The sequence below is a fragment of the Streptomyces sp. G5(2025) genome (assembly GCF_049542075.1).
Taxonomy (GTDB): domain Bacteria; phylum Actinomycetota; class Actinomycetes; order Streptomycetales; family Streptomycetaceae; genus Streptomyces.
The window spans coordinates 3,190,316-3,209,252 of the sequence record NZ_JBMUZT010000006.1 but is presented as its reverse complement, the minus strand read 5'-3'; the positions used below and the strand labels follow the sequence as shown (position 1 = coordinate 3,209,252).

The following is an 18,937-nucleotide window of genomic DNA, read 5'->3' as shown; positions in this document are numbered from 1 at the left end:
AATGGAGGCTGAGCGTGGAAGAGATCGACCGGCAAGCCCAGCGGTGGGACAAGTGGGCCCCGCACTATGACGCGTTGTCCACCGGCCGAAACCCGCGGCACGACGCCGGCCGCCTGCGCGAGCTGGCCCCGCCGGGACCTGCTCTGGAGCTTGGGTGCGGCACCGGGCTCGTGTCCGTCGAGCTGGCCCAGCTGGGCACCGACGTCACCGGTCTGGACGCCTCCCCGAAGATGGTCGAGGCGTTCAACGCCAAGGCCGACGCTCTTCCGGCTCGCTCTCTCGTCGGTGACATGACACGAATCGACCTGAACCGACGCTTCGCGCTGATCTTCGTGGTGGCCTCGACCCTGTTCACCCTCACCACCCAGGAGGACCAGGTCGCGTGCTTCAAGGCCGCCGCCCGTCACCTGGAACCGGGCGGGATGTTTGCAGTGGAGGCACATGTATCGGACTGGGAGCCGGGTCAGTTCCAGGGCACGAGTGTGCGCGAGATCGGTGAGGATCACGTGCGGTGGTCGGCGATGCAGCACGACCCGGTGACCCAGACGGTGCGCTCCCAGGAGGTCCTCACCACTCCTCAAGGGATGACGATGCTCCCTTTGGTCACACGCTATGCCTGGCCGTCCGAGCTCGACCTGATGGCTCGACTCTCCGGCATGCGCTGCCAGGCCCGGTACGGCGACTGGCAGGGCGGCCCCTTCAAAGCCGACTCCGTCCGGCACCTGACGCTCTACACTCTCGACTCTTCGGACGATCGTTGACGCACCAGCCGAACGGGACCTTGAGTGACCGCTTCCTCTCACACCACCGCACGCCGTCTGATCGCTTCCGTGTGGGGGGAGCGGGCCGAGGCCGGCGCGGTCCTCGTGGCCGAGCGGCGTGGCACGTGCCTATGGCGGGTGGACACCGTACGCGGCCCGTACGCGTTGAAGATCACCGTCCCATGCACCGACCCACAAGGGCATGTGGACTCCGAGCGGCTCGCCTTGGTCGAGGCCGAGATCCTCCTGGCACTGGCCGCTGACGGCGTCCTCACCGGCCTCTACGAGGCCCACGGGACCCTCTACGACAGCGAGGGTTCCTGGCTGGCCCTGAAGTGGGCAGGCGGGGACGACGCCGAAACCGCCTTCGCCAAGCTCCGCCAGGCCCCCGATGCCGCCATGGCCGCCTCATACGCCACCGCCATGTGCAAGGCCGTCGCCGACCTCCACGCGAGTGGCTGGCGCCACGGCGACCTCCAAGAGGTCCACTTCATCCTCAACGACCACGGCGCCACACTCCTGGATTACGCCATGGCCCACGCCCCCGACCGCCGGCCCGGCACCGGACCTGTCGTCTACCGGGGAGCGTATGACTGGTTCATGTCCCCCGAACTCGCGCGCGCCCGCCTCACCACCACACCGGCCGACGACCTGCCCCTCACCACCGCTTCCGAAGTGTGGTCCCTGTGCGCGGTGATCTACGCCTGCTGGACCGGCACCTATCCGATCAGCACCCGCGACACCCCTCAGTCGACCCCCGAACTGCGCGCGGAACTCGCCCTTGGCCGGGTAAAGCCCTGGGCGGACACGCGTCCCTGGCCGTTCGCCGAGTTCGAGGACATCCTCACCTCGGGCCTACAGACGGACCCCACCCGACGCCCCACCGCCCGTGCCCTTCAATACGCCTTCGAAGCCCTGGTCTGAGCGGGGGCGGGGAGAGCCTGTGACCTACCCCGCGTGCAGCATCAACCCGATCCCCGCCACCATCAACCCCGCCGCCACCAGCCGCGGCGCCCCGAACCGCTCCTTGAAGAAGATCGCGCCGATCGCCGCGCCGACGATGATCGAGGACTCGCGGAGCGCGGAGATCGGGGCAAGCTCCGCCTTCGTCTGGGCCCACAGGACCAAGCCGTACGCGCCGACGGACAGGGCCGCGCCCAGCAGGCCAACCGCCGCGAACGGGCGGAGCCGCGTGGGAAGTTCGCCCCGCCAGCGGTACGCCGCGTAGAGCGGGATCGCGGTGCCCTCCAGGATCATCAGCCACGCGATGTACCCCATCGAGGAGCCCGACGCCCGTACGCCGAGGCCGTCCACCACCGTGTACGCCGCGATGGAGACGCCCGTCGCCAGGGCCGCGCCGAGCGCCGGCCAGTCCGGGCGGCGCCCCGATCCCCGTATGCCCCACAGCGCCAGGCCCGTCAGGCCCGCGCACGACACCGCCACGCCCGCCGCCTGCCAGCCGTCCGGGATCTCGCCCGCGAAGACCGCCGCCAGGACGGTGACCACGAGCGGCGCCGTGCCGCGCGCGATCGGGTACGCCTGGCCGAAGTCGCCGAGCTTGAACGAGCGCATCAGCAGGGCGTAGTAGCCGATGTGGATCACGGCGGAGAGGACCAGGTAGGGCCAGGCCTCCGCCGCCGGGATCGCTACGAAGGGGGCCAGGAGCAGGCCTATCAGCGCGCCGCCGCCGGAGATGAGCGTGAAGCCGACCAGCTTGTCCGTGATGTGGTGGGCTATCGCGTTCCAGCCGGCGTGCGTGACGGCGGCGAGCAGTACCGCCGCCGCGACCAGCGGCGTCACTTCGCGGTCTCGCGCACGTCCACCACGGTGCCGCCCGCGTGGGCGATCAGCGTCTTCGGGTCCATCGGGAAGACGGCGTACGGGGTACCCGCCGCCGCCCACACCACGTCGTGCTCCAGCAGGGAGCGGTCGGCGAGCACCCGGGTCCTGGTCACGTGGCCGAAGGGCGGTACGCCGCCGATCGCGTAACCGGTGGTCTCCCGGACCACGTCCGCCTTGGCGCGCGTGACTTTCTCCGCGCCCAACTCCCGTCGTACCAGCTCCACATCGACCCTCGACGCGCCGTCCATCAGGACTAGAACGGGGACACCGTCCGCCGCGAAGATCAGGGACTTGCAGATCTGGCTCAGCTCGCAGCCGATCGCGGCGGCGGCCTCCTGCGCGGTGCGGGTCTGCTCCGGGAAGCGGCGGGTCCGGCCGATCACGTCGGCCAGACCCAGTTCGCGAAGGGCCTCGGCGAAACGGGGGTGGGCATCGGATGCTTCGGGTGCGGTAGCGCTCATGCCCGGCACGCTAGCGGTCCGTGTACCGGCCACGCGACCACGTATGCACCGGAGATGTATCGGAGCTCCCGGTCCCGCGATCCCGTACGGCAGCTCTCAGCTCCCCGCCACCAGCATCGCCCGCACCAGCGGCCCCGCCGACTCCCCGCCGTGTCCGCCCTCCCGCACGACCGCCGCCGACGCCAGGTCGCCCCGGTACGCCGTGAACCAGCCGTTCGGCTTCTTCTGGTTGTCGACCTCCGCCGAGCCCGTCTTCGCGCCCGAGTCGGCGCCGAGGCCCCGCATCGGCTGGGCCGCGGTGCCGGCCACCGCCGTGTAGTGCATGAGGTCGCGCAGCGCCGCCGCCGTCGCCCCCGACATCTTGCGCGGCGCCGTCGCCAGCGTGCGGTCGTCGACGTCCGGCGAGACCAGGTACGGCTGCCGGAACGTGCCGGACTTCACCGTCGCCGCCACCGACGCCATGTTGAGCGGGTTCATCCGCACCCCGCCCTGGCCGATCAGCGACGCCGCCATCTGCGCGTCCGCCTGCACCGGGACGGCGCCGTCGAAGGACGGCACACCGATCGACCAGTTGTTCCGGCCGAGGCCGAAGACCTCCTGCGCCTGCCGGGTCAGGGAGTCGTTCTCCAGCTTCTTGGCCTGGCTGATGAAGGCCGTGTTGCAGGAGCGCGCGAAGCTCGCCCGGAACGTGCCGTTCTTGATCTGGAACTTGTCGTCGTTCTGGAACTTCCAGCCGCCGTACGCCGAGTACTTCGGACACGGGTGCTTCTTGTCCACCCCGGCCAGCTTCTTCTCCAGGAGCATCGACGCGCTGACGGCCTTCATCGTGGAGCCCGGCGCGAGGGAACCCTGGAAGGCCATGTTGAAGCCGGTCGGGTTGGAGTTGGCCGCGGCCAGGATCTCCCCGGTGCTCGGCTTCACGACGACCACGGACGCCTGCTTGCGCTTGGCCGTCTCCCGCTCCGCCGCGGCCTGGAGCGAGCCGCTGAATGTGGTCTTCAGCGTCCCCGGGGTGCCGGACGCGATCGTCAGAAGCGTCTTGTCCGGCACCGACTTGGCGTCATCCTTGGACTTGGCGTCGGCCCCGGACCCGGCATCGCTCCCGGCCTTCTCGGACTTCTTGTTGTCGGCCCGCACCACCCGCAGTTCGATCCCCGCCGTGCCGCCCGCCTTCTTGCCGTACTTCTCGCGCAGGCTGTCGAGGACGGCGCCGAGCGAGGGGTACTTCGCCGCCGTCAGCTCGGCGCCCTGGCGGTCCACCGCCTTGATCGGCGGGTCGCCCGCCTCACCGGTGACCAGGCGGTCCCCCGGCCGCAGCTCGGGGTGGAGCACCGAGGGGCGCCAGTCGACCAACGTCCTGCCGTCGCTCTTCCTGCGCACCACCGTGAGCTCGGACGCGTACGAGTAGGGCTTGCTCACCTTGTCGTACGACACCATGGCCGCCGCCTTGAACGGCACCTCGGCGCCCGACCGCCGGCCCGGCTTCAGCCGCACCTCGGAGAGCCGGCCGTCCTTGCGGTAGGACGTCAGGGCCTTCTGCGCCGCCGCGCGATCGTCCGTCAGCGCGGCGGCCCGCGCCACGTCACCCTTGGCCCAGGCGGTCAGGAACTCCCGCGAGGTCGCGCGGATCTCGGCGGGCGTGGGCGGGCCCGTCGGCACCGACTTCTCCTCGCTGGTCGCCTCGCCGGACGCCGAGCCGCCGGAGAGCGCGAACGCGGCGGCCCCCATGCCGCACACGACGACGGCCGCCGCCCCGGCGAGCACGCCCCTGCGCACCCGCACGTTCCGCACTCCGACGCTCTTGCGCTCAGTGGCGCGCCTTCGCTTGCCCACAAACCCTCCGCAGTTCCCCAGAGCCGCCCATGCTCCTCACCGGAAGGCCACCTTAGAGGCGTACGGAGAAGCCCTCGACCACTTTGCTGCCCGGCGAAGCCACTACCCCGCGCGCAGCACGTCCGCGACGATCGGGCCCGCCGCGTCACCGCCGTGCCCGCCCCGCTCCGTCATCGCGGCGGCCGCCACATCGCCGCGGTAGCCCGTGAACCAGCTGTCGGCCTCCGCCTGGCCGTCCCTCTCCGCCGAACCGGTCTTCGCGCCGATGTCCCCGGTCAGGCTCGCCATGGCGCGCGCCCCGGTGCCGCTGACCGCCGTGCGGTGCATCATCCGGCGCAGCTGCGCGACGGTGGAGGCGGGCAGCCCCCGGGCGCTGGCCAGTTCGCGGCCGTCGAGGGAGCGCGGCACGATCACCGGCTGCCGGAAGCTGCCCGTCATCGCGGTGGCCGTGACCGACGCCATGCCCAGCGGGCTCATCTGGACCTTGCCCTGGCCGATGGCGTTGGCGGCGCGGTCCGGGCCCGGGGAGGGCGGGACGGAGCCGCCGAAGGAGGGCACGCCCACCTTCCAATCGCCCTTGCCGAGGCCGAAGTTGTGCTGCGCGACCTCGGTGAGGGAGGCGTCGGTCAGCCCGTCCTCGTCGATGAGCTTCACGAACGCGGTGTTGCAGGAGCGCGCGAAGCTCTCCGAGAACGTCGCCGACTCGTTCGGCGCCATGCCCTTGAGGTTGGGGAAGGTCTGGCTCTGCCAGACCGCCGTGGCCGGACAGGGCGCGGGCCCGCTCTCCTTGGTGACGCCCTTGTCGATGAGCATCGCCGCCGTGACGATCTTCATCGTCGAGCCGGGTGCCCCCGTGCCGAGGAACGCCGCGTTGAAGGCGTCCTTGCGGTTGTTGGCGACCGCGAGGACCTCACCGGTGCTCGGCTTCAGGGCCACCACCGACGACTCGTCGTGGCGCAGGACCGCCCGCTCCGCCGCCTTCTGCAGGCCCGCGCTGAGCGTCGTACGGAGCTTGCCCGCGTTGCCTTCCCGGAGGGTGAGCAGCGTGCGCGTCACCGCCTCCGAGCCCCCGTCGGCCGGCTGCACGTACAGCTCCACACCCGGGGTGCCGCCCGCCTTCTCGCCGTACTTGGTGCGCAGCGCGTCCAGCGTCGGGCCGAGCGAGGGGTAATCCTTCTTGTGCAGGGCGACACCCGCGCGGTCCACCGTCTTCAGGGGCGGCGCCGCGGCCTCGCCCGTCACGAGGGTGTCGCCCTTCTCCAGGGAGGGATGCAGGACGCGCTCCGACCAGTCGACGAGCGGGCGGCCGGTGGTGTCGTCGCCCCGCACGACGGTGAGCCGCGAGTCGTAGGTGAACCGTTTGCTCATCCCCTTGTAGGAGACCGTGGCCGACACGGCGAACGGCACATGACTGCCGGCCGCCTGCTTCGGCGTCAGCCTCACCTTGGAGACATGCGCGTCCTCGCGGTAGCCGGTCAGAGCGCGCGAGGCCGCCGCGTCGTCGTTCGTGTACCCCGCCGCCCGCCGGGCGTCGCCCGCCGCCCACGCGTCGAGGAACTTCCGCGCGGTCTCGCGGACCTCACCGCTGGTGGGCGGCCCGGTCTTCACGGGAGCCGGGCCCGCTTCGGGTGAACCGCCGCTTCCGCTCACCCCGTTCACCACGTTGTACGCGCCATAACCGGCGCCCCCCACCATGACGGCGAAGACCCCGCCGGCCAGAGCGGCCTTTGCTCCACTGCGCACGTCGCGCACCCCTCCCCAGGAGCCTTCCCGAAGGCATACGGGAAGGTCGTTCCTTCGGCACCTTATGGGGAAGGGGAGAAACCTGGGACGTCCGTTATCCGAAGGTGTCTCTTCATACCCACGTATCCAGCCACATGCGCGAACGCCAGGAATCGATGGGAATCGCGGTGCCGGTGTAGATCGGCCAGAAGTAGATGAAATTCCACAGGACGAGCAGGACCAGCACACCCGAAGCCGCGGCCCCCGCCACCCGCCGCCGCTCACTGGAGCCCGGCGGCCCCAGAATCGCGCCGATCAGCATCGCCACCGCCAGACACAGGAACGGCACGAACACGACCGCGTAGAAATAGAAGATCGTCCGCTCCTGGTAGAAGAACCAGGGCAGATAACCGGCGAGCACCCCGCAGAGAATCGCGCCCGCCCGCCAGTCGCGCCGGAAGGCCCACCGCCACACGACGTAGAGCAGCGCCAGCGCGGCGAGCCACCACAGCAGCGGCGTGCCGAGCGCGAGGACCTCGCGGGCGCACTTCTCCGTGGTGCCGGCGGGACAGCCGTCCTTGCCGGGCAGCGGCGACTCGTAGAAGTACGAGACGGGGCGCCCGTCGATGATCCAGCTCCAGGGGTTGGACTGGTAGGTGTGCGGCGAGGACAGGCCCACGTGGAACTCGTACACCGCGTGCTCGTAGTGCCACAGGCTGCGCACCCAGTCCGGCAGCCACGTCCAGCTGCCGCCCCGCCCCGACGTCGCCGCCCAGTCGCGGTAGTAGCCGCCGGAGCCGTCCGTCGGCGAGAGGATCCAGCCGAGCCAGGACACCACGTACGTCACGAGCGCCACCGGCACCGTCGACACGAACGCCGGAAGCACGTCCCGCCGCAGCACCGCGCGGTAGGGCCGGTCCGCCCCGGCGACGCGGCGCGCCCCCACGTCCCAGAGCACCGTCAGCAGGCAGAGGAAGACCATGACGTACAGGCCGTTCCACTTGGTGCCGAAGGCCAGGCCCAGGCAGAGTCCGGCCGCCCACCGCCAGGGCCGCCACCCCAGGCGCAGCGTCTCGGCGACGTGCGCGTCGGCGCGGATGATGCCGTCCTCGTCGATCGGCAGCGCCGCCGCCAGCCTGGCCCGCGCGTGGTCCCGGTCGATCAGGAAGCACCCGAAGGCGGCGAGCACGAAGAACATCAGGACTTGGTCGAGCAGCGCCGTGCGGCTCATCACGAAATGCAGGCCGTCCACCGCGAGCAACGCGCCCGCCAGGCAGCCGAGGAACGTGGAGCGGAAGAGCCGCCGCCCGATCCGGCACAGCATCAGCACGGAGAGGGTGCCGAGCACCGCCGTCATGAACCGCCAGCCGAACGGGTCGAAGCCGAACAGCCACTCACCGGCGCCGATCACGTACTTGCCGACCGGCGGATGCACCACGTACGCCGCGTCGTGCGGGATCGCGATGTCGCCGCCCTGCCGCAGCACGTCGTCGTTGATCTTCTCCGGCCAGTTGACCTCGAAGCCGCGGTGGATGAGCGCCCAGGCGTCCTTCGCGTAGTACGTCTCGTCGAATATCACGGCCTTCGGATTGCCGAGGTTCCAGAACCGCGTCACCCCGGCGACGAGCGTGACCAGCAGCGGACCCACCCACGCCGACCAGCGCACCAGCTGGTCGGCGGCCGGTTTCGCCACGCCGAGCGTCAGCCACAGGCGGGGGCTCGGCTCGGTGTACGGGGGCACCAGCCGCGCCGTGACGTCCTCCGGGGGGCGCGCCGCGTAGCCGAATCGGCGCAGCCGCCGCGGCCACGGGGGCTGCTGCTCCTCGGCTGCCTGGCCCTCGCGGGTGTCCGGGGAAGACGCGGTACTGGTCACCGCGCCATCGTAGGGAACCGAGGTGTGCGAGTCCCGCTGGTGGGCCCTGCGAGGATGGATCCGTGACAGGAAGCGCAGATTCCCCCGGAACCCTCGTGTTGGCAGGCACTCCCATCGGCGATGTCGCCGACGCGCCGCCACGGCTCGCCGCCGAACTGGCGTCCGCCGACGTCGTCGCCGCCGAGGACACCCGGCGCCTGCGCCGGCTCACCCAGGCGCTCGACGTGCGGGTCGGCGGCCGTGTCGTCTCCTACTTCGAGGGCAACGAATCCGCCCGCACCCCTGAGCTGGTCGAGGCCCTCGCGGGCGGCGCGCGCGTGCTCCTCGTGACCGACGCCGGCATGCCGTCGGTCTCCGACCCCGGCTACCGCCTTGTCGCCGCCGCCGTGGAGCGGGACATCAAGGTGACCGCCGTGCCGGGCCCGTCGGCCGTGCTCACCGCGCTCGCCCTGTCCGGCCTGCCGGTCGACCGCTTCTGCTTCGAGGGCTTCCTGCCGCGCAAGGCGGGCGAGCGGCTCTCCCGCCTGAAGGAGGTCGCCGAGGACCGCAGGACGCTGGTCTACTTCGAAGCCCCGCACCGCATCGACGACACGCTCACCGCGATGGCCGAGGCGTTCGGAGAGGAGCGCAGGGCGGCGGTCTGCCGCGAGCTGACCAAGACCTACGAAGAGGTCAAGCGCGGCTCGCTCGCGGAGCTGGCCGCCTGGGCCGCCGACGGGGTACGCGGTGAGATCACCGTCGTCGTCGAGGGCGCCCCCGAGAAGAGCGCCGCCGAACTCGGCCCGGACGAGCTGGTGCGCAGGGTGCTGGTGCGCGAGGAGGCGGGGGAGCGGCGCAAGGAGGCGATCGCCGCGGTCGCCGCCGAAGCGGGTCTGCCCAAGCGCGAGGTGTTCGATGCCGTCGTCGCGGCAAAGAATGCGGCTCGAAGCGGCCCATCGGAAGGCAAAGGACTATCGTGAAAGGCAAAGCGCGGGCCGCGCACGAGGCTTGTTTCCTATGGAATGGCCAAATCGGCTTCAATGCTCGACAGGTCTGATGCGCTCGCTCCGGGAAAGGCGTCCACTGGTCGTGGGGACGCGTAGCGCGCTTGTCCCCCGGACAAGAGGAGCAGCTGGCATGAGTGAGATCGCAGGCACCGGCCACCACCCCCAGACGGCGCTCGATGTGGTTCATGAGTCGTACGCTTTCGCCTGCATGCGCTGCGGGCACGGCTGGGAGCAGTCGTACGAGATAGAGCACCACGTGGACGCCAGGGGCCAGGAATTCGTGAGGTACCGCGCGGACGGCCACCATGTCCCCTCGCCCCTGTCCCGCCCCACCTGTCTGAACTGCGGTGGCCACGTCGTACGGATCATGCGCGCGGGCCAGGTGTCGTCGGTCCTCGACATGATGCGCCGCCAGCACGAGGGCGGGCACGCCGGGCGCGGCCACGAGAGCGAGCCGGCCGGGCCGGTGGGCGCCACGGAGTCCGATGTGCTGGCCGCAGGACCGGGCCCGGTGCCGGTGCCGGCCGCGCGCGGACGCGAGCACCACTGGCACCTGTCCGATCTGCTGCACCCCTTCCAGCACCGCGGGGCGCGCTGAGACGCACCCGCTCGGCGAGGCGCACCGCTTCGTAGGGTCGGGAGCATGCATCGAAGTTCGTAGGATCGGGAGCATGCCTTCGAAGAACGCCGACGTCCCGCCGCCCCCGCCCGCGCCGCTCGGGGTGGCGGTCGCCGACTCCCACACCCACCTCGACATGCAGTCCGGCACGGTGGCGGAAGCGCTCGCCAAGGCCGCCTCGGTGGGCGTCACCACCGTCGTCCAGGTCGGCTGCGACGTACGCGGCTCGCAGTGGGCGGCGGCCACCGCCGCCGAGTACGACGCCGTGCACGCCGCCGTCGCCCTGCACCCCAACGAGGCGCCCCGCATCGTGCTCGGCGACCCCGACGGCTGGTCCCGGCAGGGCGCGCGTGAGGCGGGCGGCGAGGCCGCGCTCGACGAGGCGCTCGCCGAGATCGACCGGCTCGCGGCGCAGCCCCAGGTGCGGGGCGTCGGCGAGACGGGCCTGGACCACTTCCGCACCGGCCCGGAGGGCATGGCCGCCCAGGAGCGGTCCTTCCGCGCCCACATAGAGATCGCCAAGCGGCACGGCAAGGCCCTCGTCATCCACGACCGCGAGGCGCACGCGGACGTGCTGCGGGTCCTGACGGAGGAGGGCGCCCCGGAGCGCACCGTCTTCCACTGCTACTCCGGGGACGCCGAGATGGCCAAGATCTGCGCGGAGCACGGCTACTTCATGTCCTTCGCGGGCAACGTCACGTTCAAGAACGCGCAGGGCCTGCGGGACGCGTTGGCCGTCGCGCCGCTGGAACTGGTGCTCGTCGAGACCGACGCGCCCTTCCTCACGCCCGCCCCGTACCGCGGCCGGCCCAACGCCCCGTACCTCATCCCGGTCACCGTGCGCGCCATGGCCGCGGTCCGCGGCATCGACGAGGACGCCATGGCCGCGGCCCTCTCCGCGAACACCGCGCGTGCTTTCGATTACTGACTGATCACAGGGGTCACCGACCGATAACGTAACGACGCTGTGTAGCCGGTCGGCTTTGGAGAGTGACGACGGCTCCGCTAGGTTCTGTCCGCCCGGTCCGGACCTCTGGAGCGTCATCGTGAGCAATGCGCAGTACGAGACGTACGAAGCGCCGTCTGACCTTTCGCGTGACTTTTCGTACGAGCCGACCGAGCCGTACGGCCAGGCATACGTGCCGGGCCAGGCCTCCGGTCCACCGTCCACCACGGCCCCTGTCGGCGGCGGCCGGGCCGAGGCGCGGCGGGCCGCCCGCCGCCGCAGGACCACCCGGGGCACCGGCCCCAGGGCCTCCGAGCGGGCCGGGACCCTGCGGCGGCTGGTGCCGCAGGCCCTCGTCGTCGCCTTCCTCGCGGGCGGCACCTCCGCGTTCGTCGCCGACGACAAGGCCGTGCGGCTGAGCGTCGACGGCGAGCCGCGCACCCTGCACACCTTCGCCGACGACGTCGGTGAACTCCTCGCCGACGAAGGCGTCGCCGTCGGCGCCCACGACCTCGTGGCGCCCGCGCCGGGCACCGCCCTGGCCAGCGGCGACGAGATCGCCGTCCGCTACGGCCGGCCCGTCCACCTCACCCTCGACGGCGAGCCGCGCGAGGTGTGGACCACGGCCCGCACCATCGACGGCGCCCTGCGCCAGCTCGGGGTGCGCGCGGAAGGCGCGCATCTGTCGGCCTCGCGCGGCCGCCGCATCGGCCGGGCCGGGCTCGACCTCGCCGTCCGCACGGAACGCACCGTCACGATCATGGCGGACGGCCGGGAGCGCACCATCCGCACGAACGTGGCGACCGTACGGGAGGCCGTCGAGGAGGCCGGGGTCACCCTGCGCGGACAGGACACCACGTCGGTGGCGCCCGGCAGCTTCCCGCGCGACGGCCAGACGGTCACCGTCATGCGGATCACCGGGTCGAGGGAGGTGCGGGAGGAGTCGATCCCCTTCGGTGTGCGGCGGACGGAGGACCCGACGCTGTTCCGCGGCACGGAGGTCGTGGTCCAGCCCGGACAGCCGGGCGCCCGGCGCGTCACGTACGCGCTGCGCAGCGTCAACGGCGTCAAGCAGCGGCCGCGGCGCGTGAGCTCCGAGGTGGTGCGCGCGCCGCAGGACCGGATCGTGAAGGTCGGCACCAAGCCGAAGCCGCAGTCGGTGGCGGGCGCGGACGGGCTCGACTGGGGCGCGCTCGCCCGCTGCGAGTCGGGCGGTCGGCCGGGGGCGGTCGACCCCTCGGGCACGTACGGCGGGCTCTACCAGTTCGACACGCGCACCTGGCAGGCCCTGGGCGGCAGGGGCCGCCCCCAGGACGCCTCGGCGTCGGAACAGACCTTCCGCGCGAAGAAGCTGTACGTACAGCGGGGCGCGAGCCCGTGGCCGCACTGCGGGCGGCGGCTGCGGGGCTGAGGTCGTGCGGTGCCCTGCCGTCCGCCGTCCGCTAGCCGCCGTCCGCCGTCCGCCGTCCGCCGGGTGCGGGGTGCCGGGTGCGGGTGTGTTGTGGTTGCTCGCGCAGTTCCTCGCGCCCCTTAGGGCCTGCGGCTGCGGCGTGTGGCCGTCGGTGGCTGCGTGGCTGAAGGTTCTGCGGTCGGTGCTGTGCCGTTGGGGGTGCGGGTGTGTTGTGGTTGCTCGCGCAGTTCCTCGCGCCCCTTAGGGCCTGCGCCGCTTGGCCTGCGCCGCTTGGCCTGCGCCGCTTAGGGCCCGCGCTTCTTAGGGCCTGCGCCGCTTGGCCTGCGCCGCTTAGGGTCCGCGCCGTTTAGGGTCCGCGCTTCTTAGGGCCTGCGCCGCTCGGGGCCCGCGTCCCGTAGGGTCCGCGTCCCGTAAGGCCCGCGCCCCGTAGGGTCCGCGCCCACGGGGGGTCGGTCAGGCACCGTAATCTTGAGGCGTGAGCACTGAGCACGGCGCCCTCCTCGGCCCCGCCGACATCCGCGAACTGGCCGCTGCCCTGGGCGTACGCCCCACCAAGCAGCGCGGCCAGAACTTCGTCATCGACGCCAACACCGTGCGGCGCATCGTCCGCACCGCGGAAGTCCGCCCGGACGACGTCGTCGTCGAGGTGGGCCCGGGCCTCGGGTCCCTGACCCTGGCCCTGCTGGAGACCGCGGCCCACGTCACCGCCGTCGAGATCGACGACGTACTCGCCTCCGCGCTGCCCGCGACCATCGTGGCCCGCCTCCCCGAGAAGGCCGCCCACTTCGCGCTGGTGCACAGCGACGCCATGCTCGTGAGCGAGCTGCCGGGCCCGGCCCCGACCGCGCTGGTCGCCAACCTCCCGTACAACGTCGCCGTCCCCGTCCTCCTCCACATGCTCGACACCTTCCCGACCGTCGAGCGCACGCTCGTGATGGTGCAGGCCGAGGTCGCCGACCGGCTCGCCGCCGCCCCCGGCTCGAAGGTGTACGGAGTGCCGTCCGTGAAGGCAAACTGGTACGCCGAGGTGAAGCGCGCCGGGTCCATCGGACGCAACGTCTTCTGGCCCGCCCCGAACGTCGACTCCGGACTCGTCTCCCTGGTGCGCCGCGCCGAGCCGGTGAAGACCAGCGCCTCCAAGCGGGAGGTCTTCGCCGTCATCGACGCCGCCTTCGCGCAGCGCAGGAAGACGCTGCGGGCCGCCCTGTCCGGCTGGGCCGGTTCGGCCGCCGCCGCGGAGGCCGCGCTGGTCGCCGCCGGGGTCTCGCCCCAGGCGCGCGGCGAGGCCCTGACGGTGGAGGAGTTCGCGCGCATCGCCGAGCACAAGGAGGCCGCCGCGTGAGCGCGAGCGTGACGGTCCGGGCCCCCGCGAAGGTCAACGTCCAGCTCGCCGTGGGCGCCGCCCGCCCCGACGGCTTCCACGACCTCGCCAACGTCTTCCTCGCCGTCGGCCTCTACGACGAGGTCACCGCCACGCCCGCCGACGCCCTGCGGGTGACCTGCGAGGGACCCGGCCGCGACCAGGTGCCCCTGGATCGTACGAACCTCGTCGCCCGTGCCGCTGAACTCCTCGCCGCGCGGCATGGCATTGCGCCCGACGTCCACCTCCACATCGCCAAGGACATCCCCGTCGCCGGCGGCATGGCGGGCGGCAGCGCGGACGGCGCCGCCGCGCTCGTGGCGTGCGACGCGCTGTGGGGCACGAACGCCTCCCGCGCGGAACTGCTCGACATCTGCGCCGAGCTCGGCAGCGACGTGCCGTTCAGCCTGGTCGGCGGGGCGGCGCTCGGCACCGGGCGCGGCGAGAAGCTTCAGCCGCTGGAGGTCGGCGGCGCCTTCCACTGGGTGTTCGCCGTCGCGGACGGAGGGCTCTCCACACCCGCCGTCTACCGCGAGTTCGACCGGCTCACCCCCGACGCCCCCGCCCCCGAGGCGTCCCCGGCGCTGCTCGAAGCCCTGCGCGAGGGCGACGCCGAGGCCCTCGCCGCCACCGTCACCAACGACCTCCAGCCCGCCGCCCTCTCCCTCTTCCCCTCCCTCCGCGACACCCTCGCGGCGGGCACGGCGGCGGGTGCCCTGGCCGCACTGGTCTCCGGCTCGGGCCCGACGACGGCCTTCCTCACGCCCGACCCCGCGTCCGCCCGCAAGGTGGCCGACGCCCTGACGGCCTCCGGCACATGCCGCACGACACGGATGGCAACGGCACCGGCGCAAGGCGCCCAGATCCTCTAGCCGGCACCCAACGCCCCCCGAAGGGGCGCGAGGAACTGCGCGACCCGGCCACGACGGACCCGCGGACACAACAGAACCGCAGCCACATCGGATCCCCTGACGCGGCGGAGCGCTCAGGTACTCACCCCCGGATGAGTACGGGCACGCTGACGCCGGAGGCACCCCGTACGCGACCGTACGTCCATGGGATCAAGCGTTCGCGAACTGGCCGAGAAGACGCCCACCGGGCGCGACCGGTACATCGACCTGCTGCGCGTCGCCTCGCTCGGCACAGTCGTCGCCGGACACTGGCTGATGGCGGCCGTGACCGTCGGCGACGACGGCCGCCCCGAGGTCGGCAACCTCCTCGCCGTCGTACCGGAGCTCCAACTCCTCACCTGGGCGTTGCAGATCATGCCGGTGTTCTTCTTCGTCGGCGGCTTCGCACACGCCCTGTCGTACCGCTCGCTGAGCCGCGCCTCGAACGGCGGATCGGTCTACTCGGCCTTCCTGCGCGCCCGCCTCCAGCGGCTGCTGCGCCCCACCATGGTCTTCATAGGCGTGTGGGGCGCGGGCGCACTGATCCTGCAACTCCTGGGCCAGGGCGGCGGCCTCCTCGACGTGGCGCTCCGCCTCGTCGCCCAGCCGCTGTGGTTCATCGGCATCTACCTCGCGATGGTCGCCTTCACACCGCCGCTGCTGCGCCTGCACGAACGGTGGGGCTGGGCCGCGTTCGGCGCGCTCGTGACGGCCGCGGGGGCGGTGGACGTGGCGCGGTTCGCGTTCGGCGTGCCCTACCTGGAGTTCCTCAACTTCGCCTTCGTCTGGCTGGCCGTACACCAGCTCGGCTTCCTGCGCGCGGACGGAAAACTGCGCCTGCCGTACGTCCTCGCGGGCACCGGACTGGCCGGCGCCTCGCTCCTGGTCGCCCTCGGCCCGTATCCGCTCTCCATGGTCGGCATGCCCGGCGAGCGCGTCTCCAACATGGCCCCGCCCACCTTCGCCCTCCTCTGCCACGGCCTGTGGCTGGTCGGCGCGGTGGAGGCGCTGCGCGGCCCGGCGACGCGGTGGCTGGCGCGGCCCCGGGTCTGGCGGGGCGTGGTGGCGGCCAACGGCGTCTCCATGACGGCGTTCCTGTGGCACCTGACGGCGATGCTCGGGGTGTACGGGATGCTGCTCGCCCTCGACGTCCCACTCCCGGAGCCCGCGAGCGCCGCGTGGTGGGCGCAGGTCCCGCTGCGGATGGCGGCGGCCGCGGCCCTGACGGCGGCGCTGGTGGCGGCCTTCCGCCGCTTCGAACGCCCGGCGGCGGCGGAGCCGATCGCTCCCGGAACGGCCTCGGGCCGGCCGCGGCGCTCGGCGTCACGCTCTGCCTCTTCGGGGTGCTCGGCCTGTCGATGGTCGGCTTCGGGGGCCTGCTGGAGGGGCGTACGGCGATGCTGGTCGCCGTCCACGTGACGGCACCGGCGGCGGTGGCGATGGCACTGGTGGGGTGGCTGCTGGTGGAGCGGGCCGGGGGCCGGGTCAGAGCTCGTCGATGGCGTTGAGGTCGATGTCGATGTCGAAGGGCACGGTGATCTTGACGCGGTCGTGGTAGATGCCGGTCAGGGCGTACGTACCGGACACCGTGCCGAGTTCGTAGACCTGGACGACAGGGTGATCGTCCTGGCCCGCCATCTCCACCAGCCAGAAGTGGCGGATACCGGCAGCGGCGTACTTGCGAGGCTTGGTGTCCCGGTCGCGCGCCTTTGAGTCAGGGGAGACGACTTCCACGGCGAGAAGGACGTCGGCGGCGGCGAAGGAGGTCTGATCGCGGCTCTTGACGGCTTCCTTGCGGACGACGGAGATGCCCGGCTCGGGGCCGTTGCGACGGTCGAGGACCACGGTCATCTCCCGGCTCACCCGCATCTCGGGCGGCACGCTGCTGCGCAGCCCGTTCACCAGCAGATCGATGGCGAGGCTGTGGAACAAGCGTTGTGGACTCACGAAGACCAGACTCCCGTCGATCAACTCGGTGTGCGGCGGGAGGCCGGGCAGCGTGTGCAGGTCGTCCACGGTCCAGCCCTCCGGCGGCGGCACCGGCCACCGGGGCCCGGACGCCGGCTCGGAGATCGGCTCGGAAATCGGCTCGGCGGTCATGGTTCCTCCCATGGGCGGGATTCTTCGGCCTGCATCCCCACCGTAGCCGCCGCATTCCGGATCGGTCATCACAAAGAGTGAGCAACCCGGTACCCACAAGCACCCGACGGCCGGCCCCCCGGAGGCGACTACGCTGGAGAGTCGATCGATCCCCCCTGTCAGGAGAGAAATGGCCGTCAATCTGGTCAATGTCGAGGCAGTCAGCAAGGTGTACGGCACCCGTGCCCTGCTCGACGGCGTCTCACTCGGCGTGTCCGAGGGGGACCGGATCGGCGTCGTCGGGCGCAACGGCGACGGGAAGACCACCCTGATCCGGATGCTCGCCAAGCTGGAGGAGGCCGACACCGGCCGCGTCACGCACAACGGCGGGCTGCGCCTCGGCGTGCTCACCCAGCACGACTCGCTCGACCCCGCCGCCACCGTCCGGCACGAGGTCATCGGCGATCTCGCCGACCACGAGTGGGCGGGCAGCGCCAAGATCAGGGACGTGCTGACGGGCCTGTTCGGCGGACTCGACCTGCCCGGCTTCCCGCAGGGCCTGGACACCGTCATCGGCCCGCTCTCCGGCGGCGAGCGGCGCCGCATCGCGCTCGCCAAACTGCTCATCGCCGAGCAGGACCTGATCGTCCTGGACGAGCCGACCAACCACCTCGACGTCGAGGGCATCGCCTGGCTCGCCGAGCACCTGCGCACCCGCCGCTCGGCGCTCGTCTGCGTCACGCACGACCGGTGGTTCCTGGACCAGGTCTGCACCCGCATGTGGGACGTGCAGCGCGGCTCCGTCTTCGAGTACGAGGGCGGCTACTCCGACTACGTCTTCGCCCGCGCCGAGCGTGAGCGCATCGCCGCCACCGAGGAGACCAAGCGGCAGAACCTGATGCGCAAGGAGCTGGCCTGGCTGCGGCGTGGCGCCCCGGCCCGCACCAGCAAGCCGAAGTTCCGCATCGAGGCCGCCAACGAACTCATCGCGGACGTGCCGCCGCCGCGCGACACCAGCGAGCTGATGAAGTTCGCGACGACGCGGCTCGGCAAGACCGTCTTCGACCTGGAGGACGTCTCCGTCCAGGCCGGACCGAAGCTGCTCCTCAAGCACCTGACCTGGCAGCTGGGCCCCGGCGACCGCATCGGCCTGGTCGGCGTGAACGGCGCGGGCAAGACCTCGCTGCTGCGCGCCATGGCCGACGCCGCGCGCAGCGAGGGCGACGTCCAGCCCGCCGACGGCAAGATCGTCGTGGGCAGGACGGTGAAGCTGGCCTACCTCTCGCAGGAGGTCACCGAACTGAGGCCGACGCTGCGGGTGCTGGAGGCCGTGCAGCAGGTGCGCGAGCGCGTCGACCTCGGCAAGGGCCGGGAGATGACCGCGGGGCAGCTCTGCGAGACGTTCGGGTTCAACAAGGAGAAGCAGTGGACGCCGGTCGGTGACCTCTCCGGTGGCGAGCGGCGCAGGCTCCAGCTGCTACGGCTGTTGATGGACGAACCGAACGTCCTCTTCCTCGACGAGCCGACCAACGACCTCGACATCGAGACGCTGACGCAGCTGGAGGACGTCCTCGACGGGTGGCCGGGCTCCATGGTCGTGATCTCCCACGACCGGTTCTTCGTCGAGCGCACGACGGACAAGGTCTTCGCGCTCCTCGGCGACGCCACGATGCGGATGCTGCCGCGCGGCATCGACGAGTACCTGGAGCGCAGGCAGCGGATGGCCCAGGCCGCCTCCGTCGCGCCCCCGACGCAGTCCGCGCCCGCGCGGGCCGCCGCCACCAAGGCCGTCTCCGCCGCGGACGCCCGCGCCGCGAAGAAGGAGCTCCAGAAGATCGAGCGGCAGCTGGACAAGGTCTCGGAGAAGGAGACCAAGCTGCACGCCCAAATCGCCGACAACGCCACGGACTTCGAAAAGGTGGCGAAACTGGACGCCGAGCTGCGCGAACTGATCGGCGAGCGCGAGGCGTTGGAGATGCGCTGGATGGAGCTCGCGGAAGACGCGTAAAGCTCCCGTGCAGCTCGCGTAACGGACGCATTACGGGCCGGTCCTCCCTTGGGAACAGGGGCAGGACCGGCCCCGGCCGATACGGGCTCAGGGTGATAGAAAGGCTGACCTGAGCACCATTTGGCGTGCCGAAAATCAGTGAAGGG

15 protein-coding genes and 1 pseudogene are annotated in these 18,937 nt (G+C 71.8%); 10 read left to right on the top strand and 6 right to left on the bottom strand.

What is annotated here, in order from left to right:
- Positions 1-14: 14 nt before the first annotated feature.
- A complete protein-coding gene (locus ACOBQB_RS25260) occupies positions 15-761 on the top strand; it encodes a class I SAM-dependent DNA methyltransferase (RefSeq protein ID WP_423594509.1) in 747 nt (248 codons plus the stop codon).
- 24 nt (positions 762-785) lie between these two features.
- Positions 786-1,685, top strand: coding sequence for a protein kinase domain-containing protein (locus ACOBQB_RS25255; RefSeq protein ID WP_423594507.1), 900 nt, complete (start codon positions 786-788; stop codon positions 1,683-1,685).
- Positions 1,686-1,709: 24 nt separating this feature from the next.
- On the opposite strand, the gene ACOBQB_RS25250 is transcribed toward ACOBQB_RS25255, so the two are convergent.
- The 5 genes from ACOBQB_RS25250 to ACOBQB_RS25230 all read right to left on the bottom strand — a co-directional run bounded on the left by ACOBQB_RS25250 (position 1,710) and on the right by ACOBQB_RS25230 (position 8,492).
- Positions 1,710-2,561 carry an EamA family transporter gene (locus tag ACOBQB_RS25250; protein WP_423594505.1) on the bottom strand — a complete coding sequence of 284 codons (852 nt, stop codon included), beginning with the start codon at positions 2,559-2,561 and terminating at the stop codon, positions 1,710-1,712.
- On the bottom strand, positions 2,558-3,064 hold the full coding sequence (locus tag ACOBQB_RS25245) for a YbaK/EbsC family protein (RefSeq protein WP_423594503.1): 507 nt from the start codon (positions 3,062-3,064) through the stop codon (positions 2,558-2,560). Before ACOBQB_RS25245 ends, ACOBQB_RS25250 begins: the two co-directional genes overlap by 4 nt.
- A 96-nt stretch (positions 3,065-3,160) precedes the next feature.
- Positions 3,161-4,897: a penicillin-binding transpeptidase domain-containing protein gene (locus ACOBQB_RS25240; RefSeq protein WP_423594501.1), complete on the bottom strand. Its 1,737-nt coding sequence runs from the start codon at positions 4,895-4,897 to the stop codon at positions 3,161-3,163.
- Between the two features lie 102 nt (positions 4,898-4,999).
- The gene (locus ACOBQB_RS25235) at positions 5,000-6,640 is read right to left on the bottom strand and encodes a penicillin-binding transpeptidase domain-containing protein (RefSeq protein WP_423594499.1); all 1,641 of its coding nucleotides are present in this window, start codon (positions 6,638-6,640) and stop codon (positions 5,000-5,002) included.
- Positions 6,641-6,752: 112 nt separating this feature from the next.
- Complete coding sequence (locus ACOBQB_RS25230; protein ID WP_423594497.1) at positions 6,753-8,492, bottom strand: dolichyl-phosphate-mannose--protein mannosyltransferase; 1,740 nt, start codon at positions 8,490-8,492, stop codon at positions 6,753-6,755.
- Between the two features lie 62 nt (positions 8,493-8,554).
- Here ACOBQB_RS25230 and rsmI point away from each other — a divergent pair, with 62 nt between their 5' ends.
- The 7 genes and pseudogenes from rsmI (at position 8,555) to ACOBQB_RS25195 (ending at position 16,212) form a co-directional block, all read left to right on the top strand.
- Positions 8,555-9,451 carry a 16S rRNA (cytidine(1402)-2'-O)-methyltransferase gene (gene rsmI / locus ACOBQB_RS25225; protein WP_423594495.1) on the top strand — a complete coding sequence of 299 codons (897 nt, stop codon included), beginning with the start codon at positions 8,555-8,557 and terminating at the stop codon, positions 9,449-9,451.
- 157 nt (positions 9,452-9,608) lie between these two features.
- Entirely contained in the window at positions 9,609-10,076 is a 468-nt protein-coding gene (locus ACOBQB_RS25220; protein ID WP_423594493.1) for a hypothetical protein, read from the top strand.
- 73 nt (positions 10,077-10,149) lie between these two features.
- Complete coding sequence (locus ACOBQB_RS25215) at positions 10,150-11,025, top strand: TatD family hydrolase (RefSeq protein ID WP_423594491.1); 876 nt, start codon at positions 10,150-10,152, stop codon at positions 11,023-11,025.
- 118 nt (positions 11,026-11,143) lie between these two features.
- Entirely contained in the window at positions 11,144-12,454 is a 1,311-nt protein-coding gene (locus ACOBQB_RS25210) for a ubiquitin-like domain-containing protein (protein WP_423594489.1), read from the top strand.
- A 475-nt stretch (positions 12,455-12,929) separates the two neighbouring features.
- Positions 12,930-13,796, top strand: coding sequence for a 16S rRNA (adenine(1518)-N(6)/adenine(1519)-N(6))-dimethyltransferase RsmA (gene rsmA / locus ACOBQB_RS25205; protein WP_423594487.1), 867 nt, complete (start codon positions 12,930-12,932; stop codon positions 13,794-13,796).
- Positions 13,793-14,686, top strand: coding sequence for a 4-(cytidine 5'-diphospho)-2-C-methyl-D-erythritol kinase (locus ACOBQB_RS25200; RefSeq protein WP_423594485.1), 894 nt, complete (start codon positions 13,793-13,795; stop codon positions 14,684-14,686). Before rsmA ends, ACOBQB_RS25200 begins: the two co-directional genes overlap by 4 nt.
- Positions 14,687-14,869: 183 nt before the next feature.
- A pseudogene (locus ACOBQB_RS25195) lies at positions 14,870-16,212 on the top strand (acyltransferase family protein).
- On the opposite strand, the gene ACOBQB_RS25190 reads toward ACOBQB_RS25195, so the two are convergent.
- Positions 16,190-16,816, bottom strand: coding sequence for a Uma2 family endonuclease (locus ACOBQB_RS25190; protein WP_423594483.1), 627 nt, complete (start codon positions 16,814-16,816; stop codon positions 16,190-16,192). The pseudogene ACOBQB_RS25195 and the gene ACOBQB_RS25190 overlap by 23 nt on opposite strands.
- 157 nt (positions 16,817-16,973) lie before the next feature.
- Here ACOBQB_RS25190 and ACOBQB_RS25185 point away from each other — a divergent pair, with 157 nt between their 5' ends.
- The gene (locus ACOBQB_RS25185; RefSeq protein WP_423594481.1) at positions 16,974-18,791 is read left to right on the top strand and encodes an ABC-F family ATP-binding cassette domain-containing protein; all 1,818 of its coding nucleotides are present in this window, start codon (positions 16,974-16,976) and stop codon (positions 18,789-18,791) included.
- Positions 18,792-18,937 lie beyond the last annotated feature (146 nt).

Coding starts and splice junctions, on each gene's coding strand:
- ACOBQB_RS25245 (WP_423594503.1), bottom strand. CDS start 3,064: ATGAGCGCTACCGCACCCGAAGCATCCGATGCCCACCCCCGTTTCGCC.
- ACOBQB_RS25220 (WP_423594493.1), top strand. CDS start 9,609: ATGAGTGAGATCGCAGGCACCGGCCACCACCCCCAGACGGCGCTCGAT.
- ACOBQB_RS25215 (WP_423594491.1), top strand. CDS start 10,150: ATGCCTTCGAAGAACGCCGACGTCCCGCCGCCCCCGCCCGCGCCGCTC.
- ACOBQB_RS25190 (WP_423594483.1), bottom strand. CDS start 16,816: ATGGGAGGAACCATGACCGCCGAGCCGATTTCCGAGCCGATCTCCGAG.
- ACOBQB_RS25185 (WP_423594481.1), top strand. CDS start 16,974: ATGGCCGTCAATCTGGTCAATGTCGAGGCAGTCAGCAAGGTGTACGGC.